Raw genomic sequence first — 20070 nt, forward strand, 5'->3', positions numbered from 1 at the left:
ATAAAACAAATAATTATATGAGAAGAAATTTGATAACGGGATTTGGCGCATTGCTTCTGATCGTCGCCTCTTGCCATACGCAGGAAGATGATAAAATTGATCGAAAAGCGGTTGTACAGCGCCATAATATCGTAAACCAATCGGCGGATACACTTGCCTCATTGACCGTGGGAAATGGTGTATTTGCCTACACGGTTGATGTCACAGGTATGCAGTCTTTTCCTGTATATTATAAAAAGGGGGTATCACTAGGAACACAGTCCGAATGGGGATGGAATACCTTTCCAAATGATGGAGACTACAAATTTGAAGAAACCTTGAAGTCGTATGATTTCAACAATGAAGGGCGGGATGCAAAGTATAGCGTCCAACATAAAGAAGGGGGGAGAAATACCGAGGCGACAGAATATTACCGGGTGAACCCACACCGCCTACAGCTCGGAAATGTAGGATTGGCGTTTACGCTAAAAAACGGAGCGCAAGCTACCGTGGACGATATTCAACAGGCTGAACAGACGCTCGACTTATGGACGGGTCTTATCCATAGCAAATTTATGGTGGAAGGCGAACCGGTAGAAGTTTGGACCGCCGCAGCGCAGTCGGCCGATAGAGTTGCGGTGAAGGTTTCGTCGCCATTGATTGCGGCTGAACGTCTACAGGTATTTGTGCGTTATCCGTATCCGTCAGGCCAGTTTTTGGATGAAGCAGCTTATTATGGAGAAGAGGACAAGCATCAGAGCCGTATTGTTTCTGAAGGGGAGCATGCTGCCGTGTTAGAACATACACTTTCGGGAACAACTTATTTTACAGGGTTGAACTATTCTAAGGGGACAATCACCGAGACAGGTAAACATTATTTTGCCTATCAACCGGCATCGGATCTCGAAACATTTGAATTTTCCTTTGCTTTCGCAGAAGAAAATGGCTTTGGAGCTAGCGAACCCGATTACAAGAAGACCGCACAGGAGAGCGAGGATAGCTGGCAAGCTTTCTGGGAAAGCGGTGCTGCGGTTGATTTTGAAGGTAGTACCGATCCGAGGGCACACGAATTGGAACGTCGTTTGGTGCTATCCCAATACCTTACGAAGGTACAGTGCGGTGGCGACAACCCGCCCCAGGAAACAGGCTTGACATTTAATAGTTGGTATGGTAAACCGCATACGGAGATGCACTGGTGGCATGGCGTTCATTTCGCACTTTGGGGACGCCCCGAAATTATGGAGAAAACACTGAATTATTATTTCCACACATTCGAAAAAGCAAAAGCACTGGCGGAACGTCAAGGCTATAAAGGCGTGCGGTGGATTAAGATGTCTGATAACGATGGGAACGAAAGCCCTTCTTCGGTGGCGGCCTTCCTGATCTGGCAGCAACCTCATATTATCTATATGACGGAGCTAGCGTACCGTGATAAGCAGGACAAAAAGGTGTTGGAAAAATACAAGGACTTGGTGTTTGCCACCGCAGAATTCATGGCAGATTACGCATATTACGATGAAGAGAAGGATCGCTATAATCTTGGTCTGGGGGTTATTCCAGCACAGGAAGTATTTCCGGCAGCCAAAACCATCAATCCGACATATGAAGTAGCGTACTGGGATTGGGCATTACGCGTCGCCCAGGAATGGAAAGAACGTTTGGGCGAACCACGTGTAGAAGCTTGGGATAAAGTGATCAACAAACTCGCAGCATTGCCGGTGCAGGGCGACGTTTATCTGGCGACCGAAACGGCGACGGATTCCTATACGTTTCCCAAATGGATGACAGATCATCCAGCGGTACTTGGCGCGTTGGGAATGGTTCCTGAATCTCCGAAATTGGACAAGATGATTATGAAGAATACGCTGGATACCGTATGGGCTAAATGGTCGTGGGAAAAAACCTGGGGTTGGGATTTTCCGATGACAGCGATGAATGCCGCTCGCTTGAATTTACCGGAGAAAGCATTGGATGCACTCTTTATGGATATCCAAACGAATACTTATCTTAAGAATGGACACAACTATCAAGACGGTAGGCTGCGCATTTATCTGCCGGGTAACGGTGGGACACTTACAGCTGTGGCGATGATGCTGGAAGGCTGGGATGCTGCGGAAGGTGATATACCTGGCTTCCCAAAGGATGGTTCTTGGAAGATAAAGAAAGAAGGGTTTAAAAAGATGCCTTAAAAGCGAGTATATGAAGAAGATATTATTATTTGTGTTATTATGCTGTGGAAGCATTGCTTCCATAGCACAAGACTTCACGACAAAGAAAGAAGTGGTACAGCAACTACGTTTGGCCAATGATTATTTCATGAAAAAGTGGCCTGATCCAGGAAAAACCATTATCACCAATAAAGAGCGTCGCGGAAATATTTGGACACGAGGTGTGTATTATGAGGGATTAATGGCGTTCTATAAAATTGATCCGGAAAAAAGATATTATGATTATGCGGTTGATTGGGCAGAGAAACATGACTGGAAACCTGTACGGGGTGAAGTGTATACCCGCCATGCCGACAACCAAAACTGTGGGATGACGTATATTGATCTTTACCGTATTGACCCACAACCAGTCCGGATTGAAGCGATCAAAAAGAATATCGATTCGGTGATCAATAGTGGCCGTTATAACGATTGGACCTGGATTGATGCCATCCAGATGGCTATGCCGATATATGTAAAGTTAGGGGTTACATTAAACGATCCAAAGTACTTCGATTATATGTACAAAATGTACCATCATATCAAATATGTGGAAGGTGGAAAGGGCTTGTATAATTCGGAAGATAAGCTATGGTGGCGCGATAAAGATTTCGTTCCACCCTACACGGAGCCGAACGGCGAAGACTGTTATTGGTCGCGGGGTAACGGCTGGGTGCTGGCAGCCTTAGCATTGGTGTTGCAGGAGTTGCCCGCCACCGATCCGCATTATGCCGAATATTTAGCAGATTTCAAGAACCTGGCAGAAGGCGTGGCCCCTTTGCAGCGTACGGATGGCTTTTGGAATGTCAGCTTACACGATCCGAACCATTTTGGAGGGAAAGAAACCTCCGGCACCGCTCTTTTTGTGTATGGCATGGCTTGGGGCATGAATAATGGTATCCTAGACAAGGCAACATACCTGCCGGTGGTAGAAAAGGGTTGGACAGCTATCTCTAAGGAATCCATCCAACCCAATGGCTTTTTAGGTTATGTACAATCGACAGGTAAAGAACCGAAAGATGGTCAGCCGGTAACGGTAGACAAAGTACCGGACTTTGAAGATTATGGTTTAGGTTGTGTATTATTGGCAGGAACGGAAGTGTATAAGATGGTGGAATAGGCGTTACATCACAATGGGTCAAAGGTCGGGTTCGACTGCCGGACTTTGAAGATTGCGGTTTAGGTTGTATATTGTCGGTAGGAACAGATTTTGTAAAACGACGAAGCAAAGATACCATGAAGATTTTCAATATGATGACTAAAAAGCATTTCCTGAGTGTTGCATTTTATTTGATGTTAATACCCTTTCTATTTGCACAAACCCACAATAAACTATATGTCAAGGAAATTCATCAAGGACCTATTGTCGATCATCTTCATGCTGACGTAATAGTAAGTAAGAATAAATCCGGATTTGAAACCGGTCAAATGATTAAGGTAGATGGGGTGTACCACATGTTCGTTAACGAAATGTTTGATCGTGCGCATAGAGATATGCGAATCGCCTACTGGACTAGTTCGGATGCAGTGAACTGGAAACGCAAATCAACTATAGTCGAGAGTATTCCTGGGCGGTCTCCTTTTAATCCGAAATCGGAGGTCTGGGTTACCGGTGTCGAATTCAATGGGGAAGAAAACGCTTGGAATATTTTCTATGTTGCGTATCGTGCTGGAGATAAAGAAAAAGGAGAAATTGAAGCAAATGATTACGCAGGTCGGATCTGGCGTGCAAAATCTGTGGTGCCGGGCAAGGACGGCATTGCCGGTCCGTATGCAGAAATGGGAATCATCATGCAACCGGATGAAAATTCACAGGCGTGGGAAGGCGAACAGGCTATCGCAGCGTTCAATCCATATAAAGTAGGAGATTTATGGTATGCTTTTTATGACGGCCACACGCACACCCCCCTTGGCGATTGGCCGGTGGGAATGGCAACAGCTAAAAAATTGAGCGGGCCGTGGGAAAGAATGCCGGAGGGGCATAATCCGGTTCCGATTTCGCCGGAGTTTAACGAAAACCTACAAGTAACGGAACTGAAAAATGGAGGCTATTTAGCAATTTTTGATGCTATGGGAGATCATGAAATTGCGTATAGCCTTTCCGAAGATGGTATCCGCTGGCAACCCGAGGTACGATTGAAGATTCAATCCGATAATAATTTGTGGGCTGAACCAGGGGATCATGCTACCCGCACGCCGCTCGGCGCGGTGGAAGAAGAGGACGGCACTTTCACCGTGGTTTACACCGCCATGTATAATAAAGACGGTAAGTTATTTTATGGAATTGGTAAATGCACGTTAGCCTGGGTGAAATAGTGATGTGTGGAACCTCATTTCACAAACTCGGTGCTACTTTTTTTATTCTTCCGTCTTCGTAAAACTCCAGACGATCAACACAAACCTCGCGATGGTATCCGGCTGCACGCCCCATATCAATGCCGTTGGGACGGCTAAAGCGGTGATAAACGATATGCCACTCATCTGTTTTGGGTATTTGTAGAACCGAATTATGTCCGGTACCGTATATTCCCTTTTCAGGAACTTTTGACAAAATAAGGTTGTCTTCCGGGATTTCCATAGGGCCGGTAGGGGATTTAGACATCGCATAGCGTACACGATAATCTTCACTGCGGGTGTCGTTTTCCGAATATAGAAAATAGTAAATTCCGTTGCGGTAAAAAACTTCAACCGCTTCCCGGAAATGCGGTAAAGAGAAGGTTTGAAGTGTCTCCTTCTTCATCGACACCATGTCGTCGTTTAGTTCGACGACAGCCACATAACCATTCCCCCAATACAGATAATCCTTCCCCGATACTGGATCATGGAATATATCTGGATCTATTTCGGCACCGCGATTTATTCCCTGCGGTTTCCAGTCGACAAGAGGTTCTCCCGAATCGACAAAAGGTCCGGTAGGCTCGTCTGATACGGCTACGCCAATTTTTCCAGCACCGGTGTAATAATAGTAGTATTTGTATTCTCCGTTTTGTTCTTTTTCGATAATACAGGGCGCCCATGCTTTTTCACGCGCCCAAGGAACGTCCTTTGCTAAATCTAAAATAACGCCCTCGTCTTTCCAGTCTAATAAGTTTTCGGACGAGAATGTTTTGAAATAATGGCCGCTCCACTCCAAGAATCCGTCACTGGTCGGATACAGGTAATATTTTTTGTCCTTGTAGGAATATATAATCTCCGGGTCGGCATAATAACCCGTTATAATTGGATTATCGTTAAGCGGGGGAAGCCCATCGGGTTTGCCCCATTCCAGAATCAACCGTCGCAGATCCGTATTGGTGACCGAAACAATGGAACCATGACGCGGCTTGAAGTTCATTGATATCTCATTATCGATGGGAATGAAATTTTCCAAGTCTTCGCTTTTTGTAAAATGAAATTCCCTTTTACGATAGACATCGTACATCAAGATATAGGTATCCGAATTGTTTAGCTTAAAGATACTTGAACCTTCTACTGATTCATTGGTTTGTTGTTTATATCCATCTTTTTCCTTCCACTTTCCTGAGGTAAGGGATGGACTCGTCGCCAATTTGATACCATCTCCATGGCCTTCGGTTTTGTAGAACATATAGTAGAGACTATCCCGATAGTGAATAATATCGCCATCGATACACGGCTTTCCGTCTTTCGGGAAAAACAATTGCTTGGGTTCTGTCTCCAGGTCTGTAAAATCACCGTTTGCGTAGGCGTAATAAATGATGTCGGGACCATCTCCATGTTTCATCGACCAGTAAACGATGTATTTACCTGTTTCTTTCTCGTATATCGTTTGGGGTGCCCATACCCGTTTGAGCTCTTCCTGCCCGGCATATTTTTGCTGGATATTGATAACGTGTGAACTCCAGTTGACTAGGTCAGTTGACTTCATCAGTACCATGGCGCGATTGGAATCCCAGCCTTTTGAAGCCATCATGTCTGTGGCAACCATATAGAACGTTTTTCCATCCTCAGCGCGGAGAATATGTGGATCACGTAGTCCTCCGGCAGAGCTGATCTGCTTACTGTCCAAAACGGGTTTGTTGTCGTTGAGGGCATAGTAATTGTACCCATCAAGGCTGATGGCAAACCGGATGGCTTCACCGTTTTCCCCACTACCGAAATAGGCAAAGAGGTATCCGGTGAGGTCTTTTTCGAGCACCTCGCTGTTCTGTGCGGATAGCTGCGCACTCGATAGCAGTAGGACGAATAGGATGAACGTCATTTTGATTTGTTTCATATCGTAGGGTTATAAGCTATATTAGTTACAATACTATGCTTTTTTGGTGTTGCGGGCAACCTGCGCTGTCCTAGCCACTTTGCACCATATTAGCGCACAATCTGTGTAACGCTAGATAGCAGTTGAAAACGGATAGCGACCCTATTTGTTTTGAAATCAGGACAGTGCAGGTTGCCAAAAGAAATTAGAAATAGTAACTTAGGGGATATCACATATAAAATAAACCTTTTCCTATGCACTATATCAAGACCTTTTTTTGCAGTGCCATACTGTTTTTCGCTATAAGTACATTGGCTTTTTCACAAGATACAAGAGAGCGTAACTATATGTACGAGATTTTAAAGCCTAATCACGCTCAAAAACCAGATGTGAAAGGCTTTGTCCAAACGAGAGTTGAAGAAAGCTTGAACCGTGGATTGACATTAGCGCGTATCCAGGAAGGCGGTGCGACCCATATCAGCTGGAGGTTGTTAAAAACAGATGAAGAAGACGTGGCGTTTAATGTATATTGTTCTGTAAATGGCAAAGAAACGAAGCTGAATAAAAAACCTATAACAGAAACGACGGATTTTGCGGATACGCAAATCAAAGCTGAAAATGCGCTGTATTGGGTGGAGGCCATTCAAGGGAAAGGACGCACTTTGAGTGAAAAAAAGTCTCTTCCAAGAAATATAGGCGGAGAAGCCAATTATCATAGCATCAAGCTGAAAGATTCAAGCGTGACAGCCGGTCGAGTAGCTGTCGCGGATCTAAACGGCGACGGTCGATACGATTACATCATTCGTCACCCGAATAGTAACGTAGATCCGGGGGTGCCTACGCCCGATGACGGCACCACGTATAAAATTGAAGCCTATCTGCACGACGGCACCTATTTATGGACCAAGGATTTGGGATTGGGAATTGAGCCGGGTGTGTGGTACTCCCCGTTTATCGTTTACGATTTTAACGGAGACGGAAAGGCGGAGGTAGCATTGAAAACAGCTGCTGATGATTATCAAAAAAATGAAGCCGGACGGATATACGAAGGCAGCGAATACCTATCGGTGCTGGACGGCATGACAGGCGAAGAGATTGCTCGCGTAGCTTGGCCAGAACGGAATAATCGGTACGGTGACGTAAACCGCCAGAATAGAAACCAAATTGGTATGGCTTATTTAGATGGAAAGACGCCTTGTATTCTTGCTGCGCGCGGAACCTATAGATTGATGGTGGTTGACGCATGGCAGTTGAATAATGGTAAACTAGAAAAGCTATGGAGATGGGATGGTGACGAAGAGAATCCTGTTGTTAGAAGCCAGGGCGCACATAACATGGTCGCTGGCGATGTTGATGGAGACGGAAAGGATGAAATCTTATTAGGATCCTGTATGCTAAACAGCAATGGTACTTTACGCTGGTCGACCGGTTTGGGGCATTCGGATAAGGCTTACTTGACCGATATCGATCCACAAAGAGAAGGAATGGAAGTCTTTTTAGCTATTGAACCGTGGGTCGATAACGGCTACGGTGTTTCTACGGTGGATGCCAACACCGGAGAACGAATTTGGGGAGTAGGCCATAAAACCTTTCACGTCGGAGATGGCATGGTCGCGGATATTGACCCGAACAGTCGGGGATTAGAATGTTTTGCCTCAGAAGATAAAAAGGGCGGATCAATCGATAAATACCTGTTGAGTGCACAGGGAGAAAAATTAGGCGCTAACGAGGACGTCCCGCCTTGTCGAAACTGGATATGGTGGGGTGCAGGTAATATACGTCAGTTATTTTTCGGTGATGATAATCGCTGGGGTGCAGAATCGACTTCAGGTGGAAGAAATCAATCCATCGGTTATTGGAAAGGCGATGAAATAGCCAGTGGCATCTATGGTGATATCATCATGATAGCCGATTTGTTCGGCGATTGGCGGGAGGAGGTGATAACAGCGCTGCCAGGCGAGTTGCGCATCTACCATACCGATATTCCCGCGAAAGATCGAAAAGTAACGCTGATGCAAGATCCCATTTATAGAAGCTATGTGCTACAGCGCTCCCAGGGTTATCCACAGGCACCGGTGCCGTCGTATTATCTGGGGGAATAAGCAGATTGCTAGAGGTTGCGTAGGAATGGACGGCGCAATAAATTCATGCTACCGTTTCAAAAATTGCGATTATCATATAAGCGTTAAACAGTCATATGGGATGAAAAAACGAGACCGCGGATAAAAACGCCGCCTCGATTATTTCGATTAATAATTTTTTATCTAGCTAGATGTTGTAAAAGTTGTTGATTAAACGTAACTTAAACAATTAATTATACTTTATGCAACCGGTTTCACTCAACATGTTGCCAAAGCGTAAGGTGAATTTAAAATACCTGTAGCTATTTAAACTTATATGATGAAAAGAAAAGAGTTTATTAAAAGTACTGCTATGTTGGCTGCGGCTGGCATGATCTATAAAGCAAATGCCTTTTCTCCCCCTCAAGAGACCCTTAAAGTGGGACTCATCGGTGTAAAAGGGATGGGCTGGGCTAACTTAATGGCCTTACTGAAGCAACCTAACGTGCAATGTACGGCCTTATGCGATGTCGACGAACGTATTCTAGACCAACGTATAGACGAACTCCGGAAGAAGCAGATAGAAGTCAAACGCTTTATCAATTATAAAGAGTTGTTGGAAGGCGATCTCGTGGATGCCGTCATCATCGGAACACCTGACCATTGGCATTGCCTACAAATGGTAGATGCCGTAAAAGCGGGTAAGCATGTGTATGTGGAGAAACCTATAGGGAATTCTATCCGCGAATGTGAGCTCATGGTGGCCGCAGCACAAAAATACAATAGTATTGTACAGGTAGGACAGTGGCAACGTAGTCAACAACATTTTAGGGATGCCATAAATTTTGTACACTCGGGCAAACTGGGGAAAATTAGATTGGTGAAGGCCTGGGCCTATCAAGGTTGGATGAAAAGTATACCGGTAAAACCTGACGAGCCTATCCCGACAGGTGTGCATTACGATCAATGGTTAGGTCCGGCAAAAGAAAGGCCGTTCAACCCTAATCGTTTCCACTTTGAATTTCGTTGGTTTTGGGATTATGCCGGCGGGCTGATGACCGATTGGGGAGTGCATATGTTGGATTACGCACTGTTAGGCATGAAGGTGTCCGATCCGAAATCGGTGATGGCGGCGGGCGGTAAGTTTGCCTATCCCGATGATGCGTCAGAAACGCCAGATACGTTAACGACGGTATTTGAATTTGATGATTTTAATATACAGTGGGAGCATGCTACGGGTATAGACCTTGGACCTTATGGCAAAGATCACGGGGTTGCGTTTATCGGTAATAACGGTACACTCGTACTGAACAGAAGGGGATGGGAAGTTATCCCGGAAGGCGAGCGGATGGCAGCAGTGTCGTTTCAAAAAAGTCAGGATAGTGGACTGGACAACCACATGGCAAATTTCGTACAAGCCATACAGCGTAATGACCAGACTTTATTGCATGCGCCGATCGAAGCCGGAGCACACATTGCGATCTTTTCGCAAATGGGCAATATTGCTTATCGAACCGGAAAGAAACTCTATTGGAATAAAGAAAATCGAAAATTTACGGATACCGAGGCGAATCGTTATCTGGTATCAGCATACCATAACGGTTATAAACTGCCTCAAATTTAACACCCTAAACTTATTAAATATAGCAATATGTCTCGATTAGTAACATTATACTCGCTCCAATGGGGTGATTTATCATTGGAAGATGTATGCGCCAAAGCAAAAGAATTTGGCTACGACGGACTCGAACTTGGATTACCGGATCATCTGGATGTACGACAAACGGATCCCGAATATTATAAGGACATCCAAAACCTGTTGGGAAAGTATGGATTACAGCTAAAAGCGATTTCTTCGCACTTGGTTGGACAAGCGGTATGTGATCGAATCGATGAGCGGCACAAAGGTATTTTACCACCTTATATATGGGGCGATGGCGAACCTGAAGGTGTTCGCCAACGTGCGGCAGAAGAATTGATATTAACTGCAAAAGCCGCAAAATCATTAGGCGTAAACACCGTCGTCGGGTTTACCGGAAGTCCGATATGGCATTTGCTCTATGCGTTTCCTCCCGTTCCTGAATGGATGATTGAAGAGGGGTATCAAGCATTTGCCCGTCGTTTCATCCCCATTCTGGACGCGTTTGAGAAAATAGGTGTCCGCTTCGCATTAGAAGTACATCCTACGGAGATTGCTTTTGATACCGTTTCGGCTCGTAGAGCATTAGAAGCTGTGGGGAATCATCCTGCTTTCGGATTTAACTACGATCCCAGTCATTTAGGGTATCAGGGGGTTGACTATGTGGACTTTATTTACCAGTTTCCCGATCGTATTTTTCACGTCCACATGAAAGATGTTTATTGGAGTGATACGCCCAAACAGGTGGGCGTGTTTGGTGGGCATGTTGCTTTTGGTGATCCGCGTCGTTATTGGAATTTCAGAAGTGTAGGGAGAGGGAGAATCAATTTTGAAGATATCATTCGCGCACTGAACGTTATCGGTTATCAAGGGCCGCTATCTATAGAATGGGAAGATAGTGCCATGGACCGTGAACACGGTGCGCGTGAATCCTGTGAGTTTACAAAACGCATTGATTTTCAAATGTCCAAACACGCATTTGATGCTTTTTTTGCAAAAGATTAACCTTGTTTATCGTGGAATATGAAAAGTAGAAAGTTAAAGATGGGCATGGTTGGTGGTGGTCTCACCGGTTTTATCGGTGCCATTCACTTGCGGGCCGCCCTTATGGAAAATAAGATCGAACTGGTTTGTGGTTGTTTCAGTTCAAAGCCGGAGGTCTCTAAAGAGTCGGGAAGGTTTTATAACCTTCCCGACAACCGTATATATAGCTCCTATCAGGAGATGTTTGCGCGGGAGATCGCACTACCGGAGGAGGAGCGGATGGATTTCGTCGTTATCGTCACGCCGAATAACCATCATTTCGAACCGGCTATGCTCGCCCTGGACAACGGTATGCACGTTGTGGTGGATAAGCCTATGACATTCTCTTTGGAAGAGGCAAAGATCTTGCAGCAGAAAGTAACGGAAACCGGATTGATATTAGCGGTGACACATGTATACGCTGGATATCCGGTGGTGAAGGAGATGAAGACCCGGATAGCCGCAGGTGAACTTGGCAAGCTACGCCGCATCTATGTAGAATATCCACAAGGCTGGCTGGCAGAACGAATCGAAAAGGAAAGTGGAAATAACGCCGGTTGGCGTACAGACCCCAAGCTGTCCGGAAAGGCGGGCTGTATGGGTGATATTGGCACGCATGCCTGGCATCTTTGTGAATATATCTCCGGATTGAAGGTTAAAGAAATGTGCGCCGAACTGAACACCTTTGTCCCCGGGCGCCCTATTGACGACGATGGCACAGCTATGATGCGGATGGAACAAGGCGTGAAAGCTTTGCTGGCGGCCAGTCAGATCGCTATTGGCAATGCAAACAATATTAATATCCGTGTCTATGGCGAGAAGGGCAGCCTAAAATGGGTACAGGAAGATCCCAATAAGTTATTCTTCAATACCAGCCATAACCCCGAGCAGATTATTTATATTGGGGGAGACTATCCTTATTTAAGCCAACGCGCGCGATGGAATATACGAACGCCAGGAGGACATCCCGAAGGCTTTATCGAGGCGTTCGCGAACATTTATCGTAATTTCGCGCTTACGGTAGCCGCGCATAAAGCAGGCGAACACCCAACAGCGGAAATGCTGGACTTTCCCGACGTAGACCACGGGGTGAGAGGCATGCAGTTTATTGAAACGATTGTGAAAGCTGGATGGAATGATGATGCCAAGTGGGTAAAATGGGTGGAATAAAAGGGTAGAGGCAGGTTGCCACGGGTTGCCGCTGAGCGAGTAAAACAATAACTTGCGTATAGCAATGCCATAAATAAATCATTGCACATACGAAATGATTAAATTTTACAACATCGTCATAAGTTTGGTATGGCCGTTTTGTGTATCGACGCTTTCAGCTCAAATTCTTCAATACGAGTTCAGTTTTGGCAAAGCCTTTAGCGATCGCTCTGTTATTTTAAAAACTGCTGAACCGTACGAGGCAAACGGACAATATGGTTTTGAATTTGGTTCCGAAGAAAATGTCGAGATACGGGAAGGTAGCCATATCTTATTTAGTAACAAGCCCTTCTATTTCTCCGTCAATGTGCCCGAAGGAAATTATAAGGTGTCAATTGGATACCAGGGGCTGAGCGATAGCGAATTCAACAGTACAGTCCGTTCCGAATCAAGACGACTGCAGTTGGAACAAGTAAACGTACCGCGGCATAAAGAGGTACAAAGAAGCTTTATCGTGAATCGAAAAGATGCACGTATCCGTGAGGGAGAATATGTGCGCTTGAAAAAGCCGCGCGAATTAGAAAAGTTGGACTGGGACGATAAACTTACGTTAGAATTTCAACATACCAACAATATACGCTACATAAGGGTAGAGCAGGTCCAGGAAGTACCAACCATTTTTTTGGCTGGTAACTCCACGGTGGTTAATCAAGAACATGAACCATGGGCATCTTGGGGTCAGATGATTCCTCGTTTTTTCGATACTCAAATGACGGTTGCCAATCACGCGGAATCAGGCTTAGCGTTGAGTTCGTTTCTAACGTCTAAACGGCTGGATAAAATATTAACCATCGCCAAACCAGGCGATTATCTTTTTATCGAATTCGGGCATAACGATCAAAAAGAAAAAGATGAGAAAGAGGGTGCTTACAGGGGCTATACCGAACGACTGCGCTATTTTGTAGAAGCTTTTCGCGCAATAGGCGGTACGCCAGTTATTGTTACCTCAACAGCGCGACGTTCTTTTAATGCCAACGGGCAGCTACAATATACCTTAGCCGACTATCCCAATGCCGCCCGTAAAGTAGCTCAGGAATTACAGGTGCCGCTAATCGATCTGAATAAGATGACCCGCACATTTTACGAAACTTTAGGTGTGGAAGGCTCGAAACAAGCATTTGTTCATTATGCTGCAAATACGTTTCCAGAGCAACCCGAGTCTTTGCAAGATAACACACACTTCAATACCTATGGCGCATACCAAATCGCAAAAATGGTACTTCAAGGTATCATCGACAACCGCTTAGATATACGCAAACATATTATTGATTTTAAAAGTTATAAATCTACCAAGCCCGATGCGCACGAAGATTGGGAATGGCCGTTGAGTGTAAAAAATAGTGATAGGAAGCCGGATGGAAATTAAAGGTATAAACTGATGAACAGATTTATTTTTGTGTGTATTTTGGCCCTGTTCGTTTCGGAGGTCTGGGCACAGCGTAATTTTATTGATCTTTCTGGTTCCTGGAGATTTGCGCTCGATAGAGACGATGTAGGGACGGAGCAGTTTTGGTTTGATCGGGTGCTGCAGGAGGAGGTCCGATTGCCCGGTTCACTGGTGGAGCAAAACATCGGCGATGTGATTACGCTCGAAACGCAATGGACTGGAAGTATTTATGACAGCTCCTTCTACTATCATCCTCGATTGGAGAAATTTCGGCAATCAGATAACTTAAAATTACCTTTCTGGTTAACTCCTTTGAAACATTATGTGGGCGTAGCATGGTACCAGCGGGATTTTGTGCTTTCGGCCAACGACTTGCGGGGTAGCCTCAATCTGTTTTTGGAGCAGCCGCATACTGAAGCATCCGTCTGGGTAAACGGAAAGGAAGTAGGGACGCAAAACAGTATGGTCGTTGCGCATCAATTTGAAATTGCAGATCTTGTAAAAGAAGGGAACAATACGCTTACCATACGTGTAGATAACCGTATCAAAACAATTAACGTCGGTCCTGATTCGCATAGTTTAACGGATCATACCCAAGGGAATTGGAATGGTATCATAGGACGGATAGGGATGGAAAAGCGGTCGAAAATCCACTTGGATGATATACAAGTTTACCCGGATATCCATCAAAAAAAAGCGAATATCCGTTTGAACGTAAGAACCAACCGAACTAGCGAGCTACGCATTCTATATAAAGCTGAAAGTTTCAATAGTTCGGTGTTTCATCAGACTAGAAGGTACACGCGTACCATTCAGCCTCGAAATGTTAAGGATACCATAGATCTATCGATGACGCTGGGCGAAGGGATGTTGCTTTGGGACGAGTTTCACCCGAATGTATACCGTGCCACTTTTCAGCTGTATGATGGTGAAAACCTTTTGGATGAGCGAGAGGTAACATTTGGTATGCGGGAGTTTAAAGCGAGAGGCCGATATTTTTATGTGAATGGGCGGAAAACGTTTTTACGGGGCACCTGCGATAATGCGGTGTTTCCAATTACAGGCTATCCGGATACAGATGTGGACAGTTGGCTGAAGATTTTCCGTAAGATCAAATCCTACGGTTTGAACCATGTGCGTTACCATTCCTGGTGTCCGCCAGAAGCTGCGTTTAAGGCCGCTGACATCGTAGGTTTATATCTACAGCCTGAAGGGCCGAGCTGGGCAAATCATGGTTCGTCACTTGGAAGAGGAGAGCCTATCGATCAATATATTTACGAGGAGACCGGCCGCATGGCACGGCAATACGGGAACTATGCCTCTTTCTGTATGATGGCATATGGTAATGAACCGCGTGGTAACCAGATTCCTTACCTAACTGCTTTTGTGAATTATTGGAAAGCGAAGGATGCACGTCGACTATATACCGGAGCATCTGTGGGAGGTAGTTGGCCGGTCATACAAAATAATGAGTTTATGGTCCGGGCGGGGGCTCGAGGTGTAGATTGGAACCGAAGACCGGAGAGCCAGAGCGACTTTAGACAGCAGATCGCACAATTTACGGTTCCTTTTGTAGCACATGAGTTAGGGCAACACTGCGTGTTTCCCAACTTTGAGGAGATAGAAAAATATACAGGTGCGTATCGTGCAAAAAATTTTGAACTTTTTGAAGAAGATCTGAACGACCATCACATGGGAGACCAGGCTAAGATATTTTTACAGGCTTCCGGCGGTTTACAGGCATTGGCCTATAAACACGAAATGGAAAGGGCTTTCCGTACGCCAGGTTATTCTGGATTTCAACTGCTGTCTTTAAGCGATTATCCGGGGCAAGGGACGGCGATGGTAGGACTTCTGGACGCCTTTTGGGAAGAAAAAGGCTATATAGATGCCAAGGAGTTTCGGAAGGCTTGTGACACCACTGTCTTACTGATACGTACGCCAAAATTTGTGTTTGATCATTCCGAAACGCTTCGTTTTTCGATAGACGTCGTCCATTTTGGCCAGCGTGCCTTAGAAAATCCTACGCTGAACTGGCGCTTGCTAAATAATAAGCGCAACGCGTATGCGGAAGGAAAACTTATCGTAGATAAATTGGATCTTGGGCTTCATGAAAACATAGAGCAGATAGAGGTTCCACTAGATGGAATCAGGACAGCGAAGGAAATGAAGCTGGAAATCGTTTTGGAAGGAACGGAGATCAGCAATGATTGGGATTTTTATATCTATCCTAAAGAGCTACCTGTCTTATCCAACGATGTGTTTTATGCAACGGAGATAAACGATCGGGTCAGTCAGGCGTTGGCCGGCGGAGGCACCGTATTTTTGAATCTGTCAGGGAAAATTACGAAAGGCAAAGAAATCGAACAGCATTTTCGTCCTGTTTTTTGGAACACCTCTTGGTTTAAAATGCGCCCGCCACATACCCTTGGTATTACCTTGGATGATCGGCACGCTGCGTTTGCGTCTTTTCCAACAAAAAACCATAGCAGTCTTCAATGGTGGGATGTTTTGCATAAAACCCAAGTTATGCATTTGGAGGATTTTCCGGCGTCGTTCCGACCATTGGTACAGCCTATTGACACTTGGTTTATGAATAGACGCTTAGCTTTACTTTTTGAAGCGAAGGTGGGTAAGGGAAAGATACTAGTTTCTTCGGCGGATCTTTCCGAAGATTCAGAAAATATCGTTAGAAAAAATCTATACCACAGCATCGTCAATTATATGGCTTCGTCCTCATTTCAGCCCGCACAGGAGATTGACATACGCCTCATACAGAACTTGGTGACAAAGGAGTCGACGCTTACCTTCGATACCTATACCAGGTCTTCTCCAGATGAATTGAAGCCGGATTTGAAAGAGATGCTGCAGCACTAAAGACGGCATCGCTGTTATGCAGGTAAAAGGGGTAGTCGAGCAGGATACCGCAGGTTGCTGCCGATTTAACAAAAAGATAACTTCGTAGAAGAATAAATTGTAACAGCAATTTTACCGGCAGATTGCCCCGTAAAAGTCTGTGATGATTATTCCATACAGCCATTAAAAACAAATTTTATATGAAACATTTTATTCCTATGAAACTTATATCTCGAATGTTGACAGTGATATGCTATATCACCTGTAACATTTTTTACACGTCTCTTTTGTCTGCCCAAGCGCAGACGTCTACTATTAGCGGTAGGGTAACGGACGAGTTAACCAACGAAGCGATCCCTAACGCTACTGTGTCGGTAAAGGGGAGTACCATTCAATCCAGTACAGATGTCGAAGGCGTGTTTCGCATCGACGCGACGCAGGGGCAGACCTTAGTTATTACGACCATCGGATATCTATCAAAAGAGGTACCCGTTACTGGTACGCAGATCAATATCATGTTAATACAAGACGAACGAGATTTAGAAGAGGTCGTTGTGGTCGGTTATGGTACGCAACGGAGAAGAGACGTTACTGGTGCAATCTCCCGTGTTTCGGGTGAAGAATTGCAGGAAAGACCGGTTCAGAATATATCAGAAGCGTTACAGGGGAAAGCCGCCGGTGTAAACGTGGCTAGCAATATTCGACCCGGAGAAACACCAGGCATTAGAATTCGGGGGAATCGATCCTTGACTGCTCAGAATGATCCGCTAATTGTGGTTGACGGTATCCCCTTGGTGGGTGGAAGTCTAGGTGATATCAGTCCAAATGACATTGAATCGCTGGATGTCTTGAAAGATGCATCAGCGACCGCCATCTATGGATCACGTGCGGCCAACGGCGTGATCTTGGTAACGACAAAAAGGGGGAAAGCCGGCCAGGTGACGGCTGCTTATCGTGGTACCGCGACGATCGACCGATATAGGTCCTTAACCGATTGGATGGATGGGGGGCAATATATCGATCGCTGGCGGGAAGGCTTGATGAACGGTGGATTATACGAAACTGCGCAGTTTAAAGATGGCTTCTCACCTGTAGTAATGGGCTACCCAGATCCGTTTGAAGATGAAAGCAGAATGGGGTTGGCACAGGATATCCATGCACGAAATAACGTGTGGAAGGGCTATGAATGGGAGGAGTTTGGAACGACTGTAAAGATGCGCCCGACAACAGCAGCCGAACGTGCGATGGGCTGGCCGGCAGAAGTACCCGTTTACAACGCGGCTAATATTCCGACCTACGATTGGGTAGGCGATGTGACACGTCCGGGAGTAACACAAAATCACCAAGTGTCGCTGTCTTCGGGCACGGAAAAATCACGTATATACGCTTCCATAGATTATTTTGACCAACAAGGCGTACTAAAAGATCAGGATTATGAGCGTTTTAATATCAATTTGAACGGCGATATAACAGCAACCGATTGGCTGACATTTGGTGCAAGTATCCTCGCATCAACTTCCTTGCAGAATTACGGTATCTCGACGAATACCTCGAATACCGGTTCGAAGAATCTTCTTTCGCGTGCATTGGATCAATTTCCTTATGCCACCCCAAAAGATCCTGAAGGCAATTGGATCCTTAATCCGGGGGGCAACCTGCAACTTTTTAATCCCATTATGGACATTGATCAGGTGAAGAACGAACGAAAGACCTATGCGATTTCACCTACCTTGTTTTCCGAGGTGCAGTTTTTGCCTTGGCTAAAATATCGGTTCAATTTTGGGGCGCAGTTCCGAAATTGGCGAGCAGGTGCTTGGACGGGGCCGGGAGCTACCAATCACCTGAACAACAGACCTAACACCGCCGGCTATACAAACGAGCAACGGTTTTCTTGGGTAGCTGAAAATTTGCTCTATGTCGATCAAAATTTTGGAGAGGACCACCGACTGAATGTGACTTTATTGCAGTCTGCACAGCGGGAACAATTTGAGAGCACGGCGACAAATGTTATCGGAACGGTATACGATATCAGTTACTGGTACGATCTGGCTGCCAATTCTAATGGTCGTCCTAATGGTTATGGAACTGGTTTTTCGGAAAAAACGCTGATGTCCTACATGGGACGTGTCAATTACGGTTACAAAGGTAAATACCTTATCACAGCGACAGGTCGGTATGATGGAGCATCCGTATTGGCACCTGGGCATAAATGGCATTTTTATCCTTCCGTTGCATTGGCTTGGAACGTCATGGATGAAAATTTTATGCAGAACGTTTCCTGGCTGAACGAGTTGAAGTTGCGCGGTGGATATGGTGTTACGGGCAATTCGGCGGTGAATCCCTATACTTCGGGAGGGCCGTTGAGCCGCAATCCTTACGTGTTTGGAGAAAATGCCGCCATTGGCTATTTGCCGCAGTTGGTACGAAATCCTCTTCTGGGCTGGGAGCAGACGGCGCAGTACAATGTGGGTATAGATTTTAATGTATTGAACAACCGAGTAAGCGGTAGTTTGGAATTTTATCAAGGCAACACATCGGATCTGCTTCTTACGCGTTCGCTGCCCCCGGTGTCGGGATATGTAGAAAAATTGGAAAATATAGGAAAAACCCTGAACCGAGGTTTTGAAATAACCTTAAACACGGTCAATATTCAAAAAGAACATTTTACGTGGAGCACGTCTATTAATTGGAATACCAACCATGAAGAAATCGTGGAGTTGCAGAACGGTAAACAGGATATGTTGGCACAACGTTGGTTTATTGGCCAGCCGCTCCACGTATTTTACCAATTAGACAATGCGGGGATATGGCAAGGGACACCGGAAGATATCGCCGAAATCGAGAGATTTAACGAGAATGGACATGATTTTTATCCTGGAACTGTACGGGTGGTTGACCAAAACGGTGACTATCGTATAACGGCAGATGATATGGTAATCAGAGGAACTAACCGTCCAAAATGGTCTGGTGGTATCACCAACACATTTCGCTATAAAGACTTAACATTGAGTACATTTATCTATGCGAGATGGGGGCAAACCTTTTTTGGGGGTTATCCAAATTCTTATGGCGGTATCTGGCCGAATGGACGGGTAGAAAATGACCTTTGGTCCTGGGACAACCCTGAGGGACGGTGGCCACAGGCGAGTAATCTACCGAACAGGGAGAATACAGGGGTTGCGATGCAGTTTCACGATGGTTCCTTTGTTTCCGTCCGTAATATCTCGTTGACCTACGACCTACCGAAGGTGCTGCTGACAAATCGCTTCGTCAAAGGTTTACAATTTAATGCACAGGTGCTGAACCCCTTCATATTCGGGAAAGACGCTGTCAAAATGGGCTATAATCCCGATGATGACACGAACTGGGAAAGGTCTTCAGGTGACGGTAATCCGCTCGGTGGAAGCAACAATAATACCGTTCTACCACAATCCTACGTACTCAGTATCCGGGCTAACTTTTAATTTTTAATAAGGTAATGTAAAATGAAAGGAATC

At 45.4% G+C, this 20070-nt stretch carries 11 protein-coding genes; 10 read left to right on the forward strand and 1 reads right to left on the reverse strand.

The window, feature by feature from the left end; translation table 11 throughout:
- Positions 1-17 precede the first annotated feature (17 nt).
- The 3 genes from G5B43_RS04795 to G5B43_RS04805 all read left to right on the forward strand — a co-directional run bounded on the left by G5B43_RS04795 (position 18) and on the right by G5B43_RS04805 (position 4502).
- Positions 18-2168 (forward strand): hypothetical protein, encoded by a 2151-nt coding sequence (locus tag G5B43_RS04795; protein ID WP_165293580.1) that lies wholly within the window; start codon positions 18-20, stop codon positions 2166-2168.
- Positions 2169-2178: 10 nt separating this feature from the next.
- Positions 2179-3306, forward strand: a complete 1128-nt coding sequence (locus G5B43_RS04800; RefSeq protein WP_165293581.1) for a glycoside hydrolase family 88 protein — start codon at positions 2179-2181, stop codon at positions 3304-3306.
- A gap of 131 nt (positions 3307-3437) precedes the next feature.
- A complete protein-coding gene (locus G5B43_RS04805; protein WP_206367244.1) occupies positions 3438-4502 on the forward strand; it encodes a hypothetical protein in 1065 nt (354 codons plus the stop codon).
- Between the two features lie 19 nt (positions 4503-4521).
- Here the strand turns inward: G5B43_RS04805 and G5B43_RS04810 are convergent, their stop codons facing one another.
- Entirely contained in the window at positions 4522-6420 is a 1899-nt protein-coding gene (locus G5B43_RS04810; protein ID WP_165293582.1) for a family 43 glycosylhydrolase, read from the reverse strand.
- A gap of 233 nt (positions 6421-6653) precedes the next feature.
- Here G5B43_RS04810 and G5B43_RS04815 point away from each other — a divergent pair, with 233 nt between their 5' ends.
- From G5B43_RS04815 to G5B43_RS04845, 7 genes are all read left to right on the forward strand, one after another.
- Positions 6654-8501, forward strand: coding sequence for a silent information regulator protein Sir2 (locus tag G5B43_RS04815; RefSeq protein ID WP_165293583.1), 1848 nt, complete (start codon positions 6654-6656; stop codon positions 8499-8501).
- Between the two features lie 295 nt (positions 8502-8796).
- Positions 8797-10083 carry a Gfo/Idh/MocA family protein gene (locus G5B43_RS04820; protein ID WP_165293584.1) on the forward strand — a complete coding sequence of 429 codons (1287 nt, stop codon included), beginning with the start codon at positions 8797-8799 and terminating at the stop codon, positions 10081-10083.
- A gap of 27 nt (positions 10084-10110) precedes the next feature.
- Positions 10111-11103: a sugar phosphate isomerase/epimerase family protein gene (locus G5B43_RS04825; protein WP_165293585.1), complete on the forward strand. Its 993-nt coding sequence runs from the start codon at positions 10111-10113 to the stop codon at positions 11101-11103.
- Between the two features lie 18 nt (positions 11104-11121).
- Positions 11122-12291: a Gfo/Idh/MocA family protein gene (locus tag G5B43_RS04830; protein WP_165293586.1), complete on the forward strand. Its 1170-nt coding sequence runs from the start codon at positions 11122-11124 to the stop codon at positions 12289-12291.
- Positions 12292-12385: 94 nt separating this feature from the next.
- On the forward strand, positions 12386-13696 hold the full coding sequence (locus tag G5B43_RS04835) for a rhamnogalacturonan acetylesterase (protein WP_165293587.1): 1311 nt from the start codon (positions 12386-12388) through the stop codon (positions 13694-13696).
- 12 nt (positions 13697-13708) lie between these two features.
- Positions 13709-16594, forward strand: coding sequence for a sugar-binding domain-containing protein (locus G5B43_RS04840; RefSeq protein WP_165293588.1), 2886 nt, complete (start codon positions 13709-13711; stop codon positions 16592-16594).
- 197 nt (positions 16595-16791) lie between these two features.
- Entirely contained in the window at positions 16792-20037 is a 3246-nt protein-coding gene (locus G5B43_RS04845) for a SusC/RagA family TonB-linked outer membrane protein (protein ID WP_165293589.1), read from the forward strand.
- The last annotated feature ends 33 nt before the right edge of the window (positions 20038-20070 follow it).

Source organism: Sphingobacterium sp. SGR-19, from assembly GCF_011043555.1.
Lineage (GTDB): Bacteria > Bacteroidota > Bacteroidia > Sphingobacteriales > Sphingobacteriaceae > Sphingobacterium.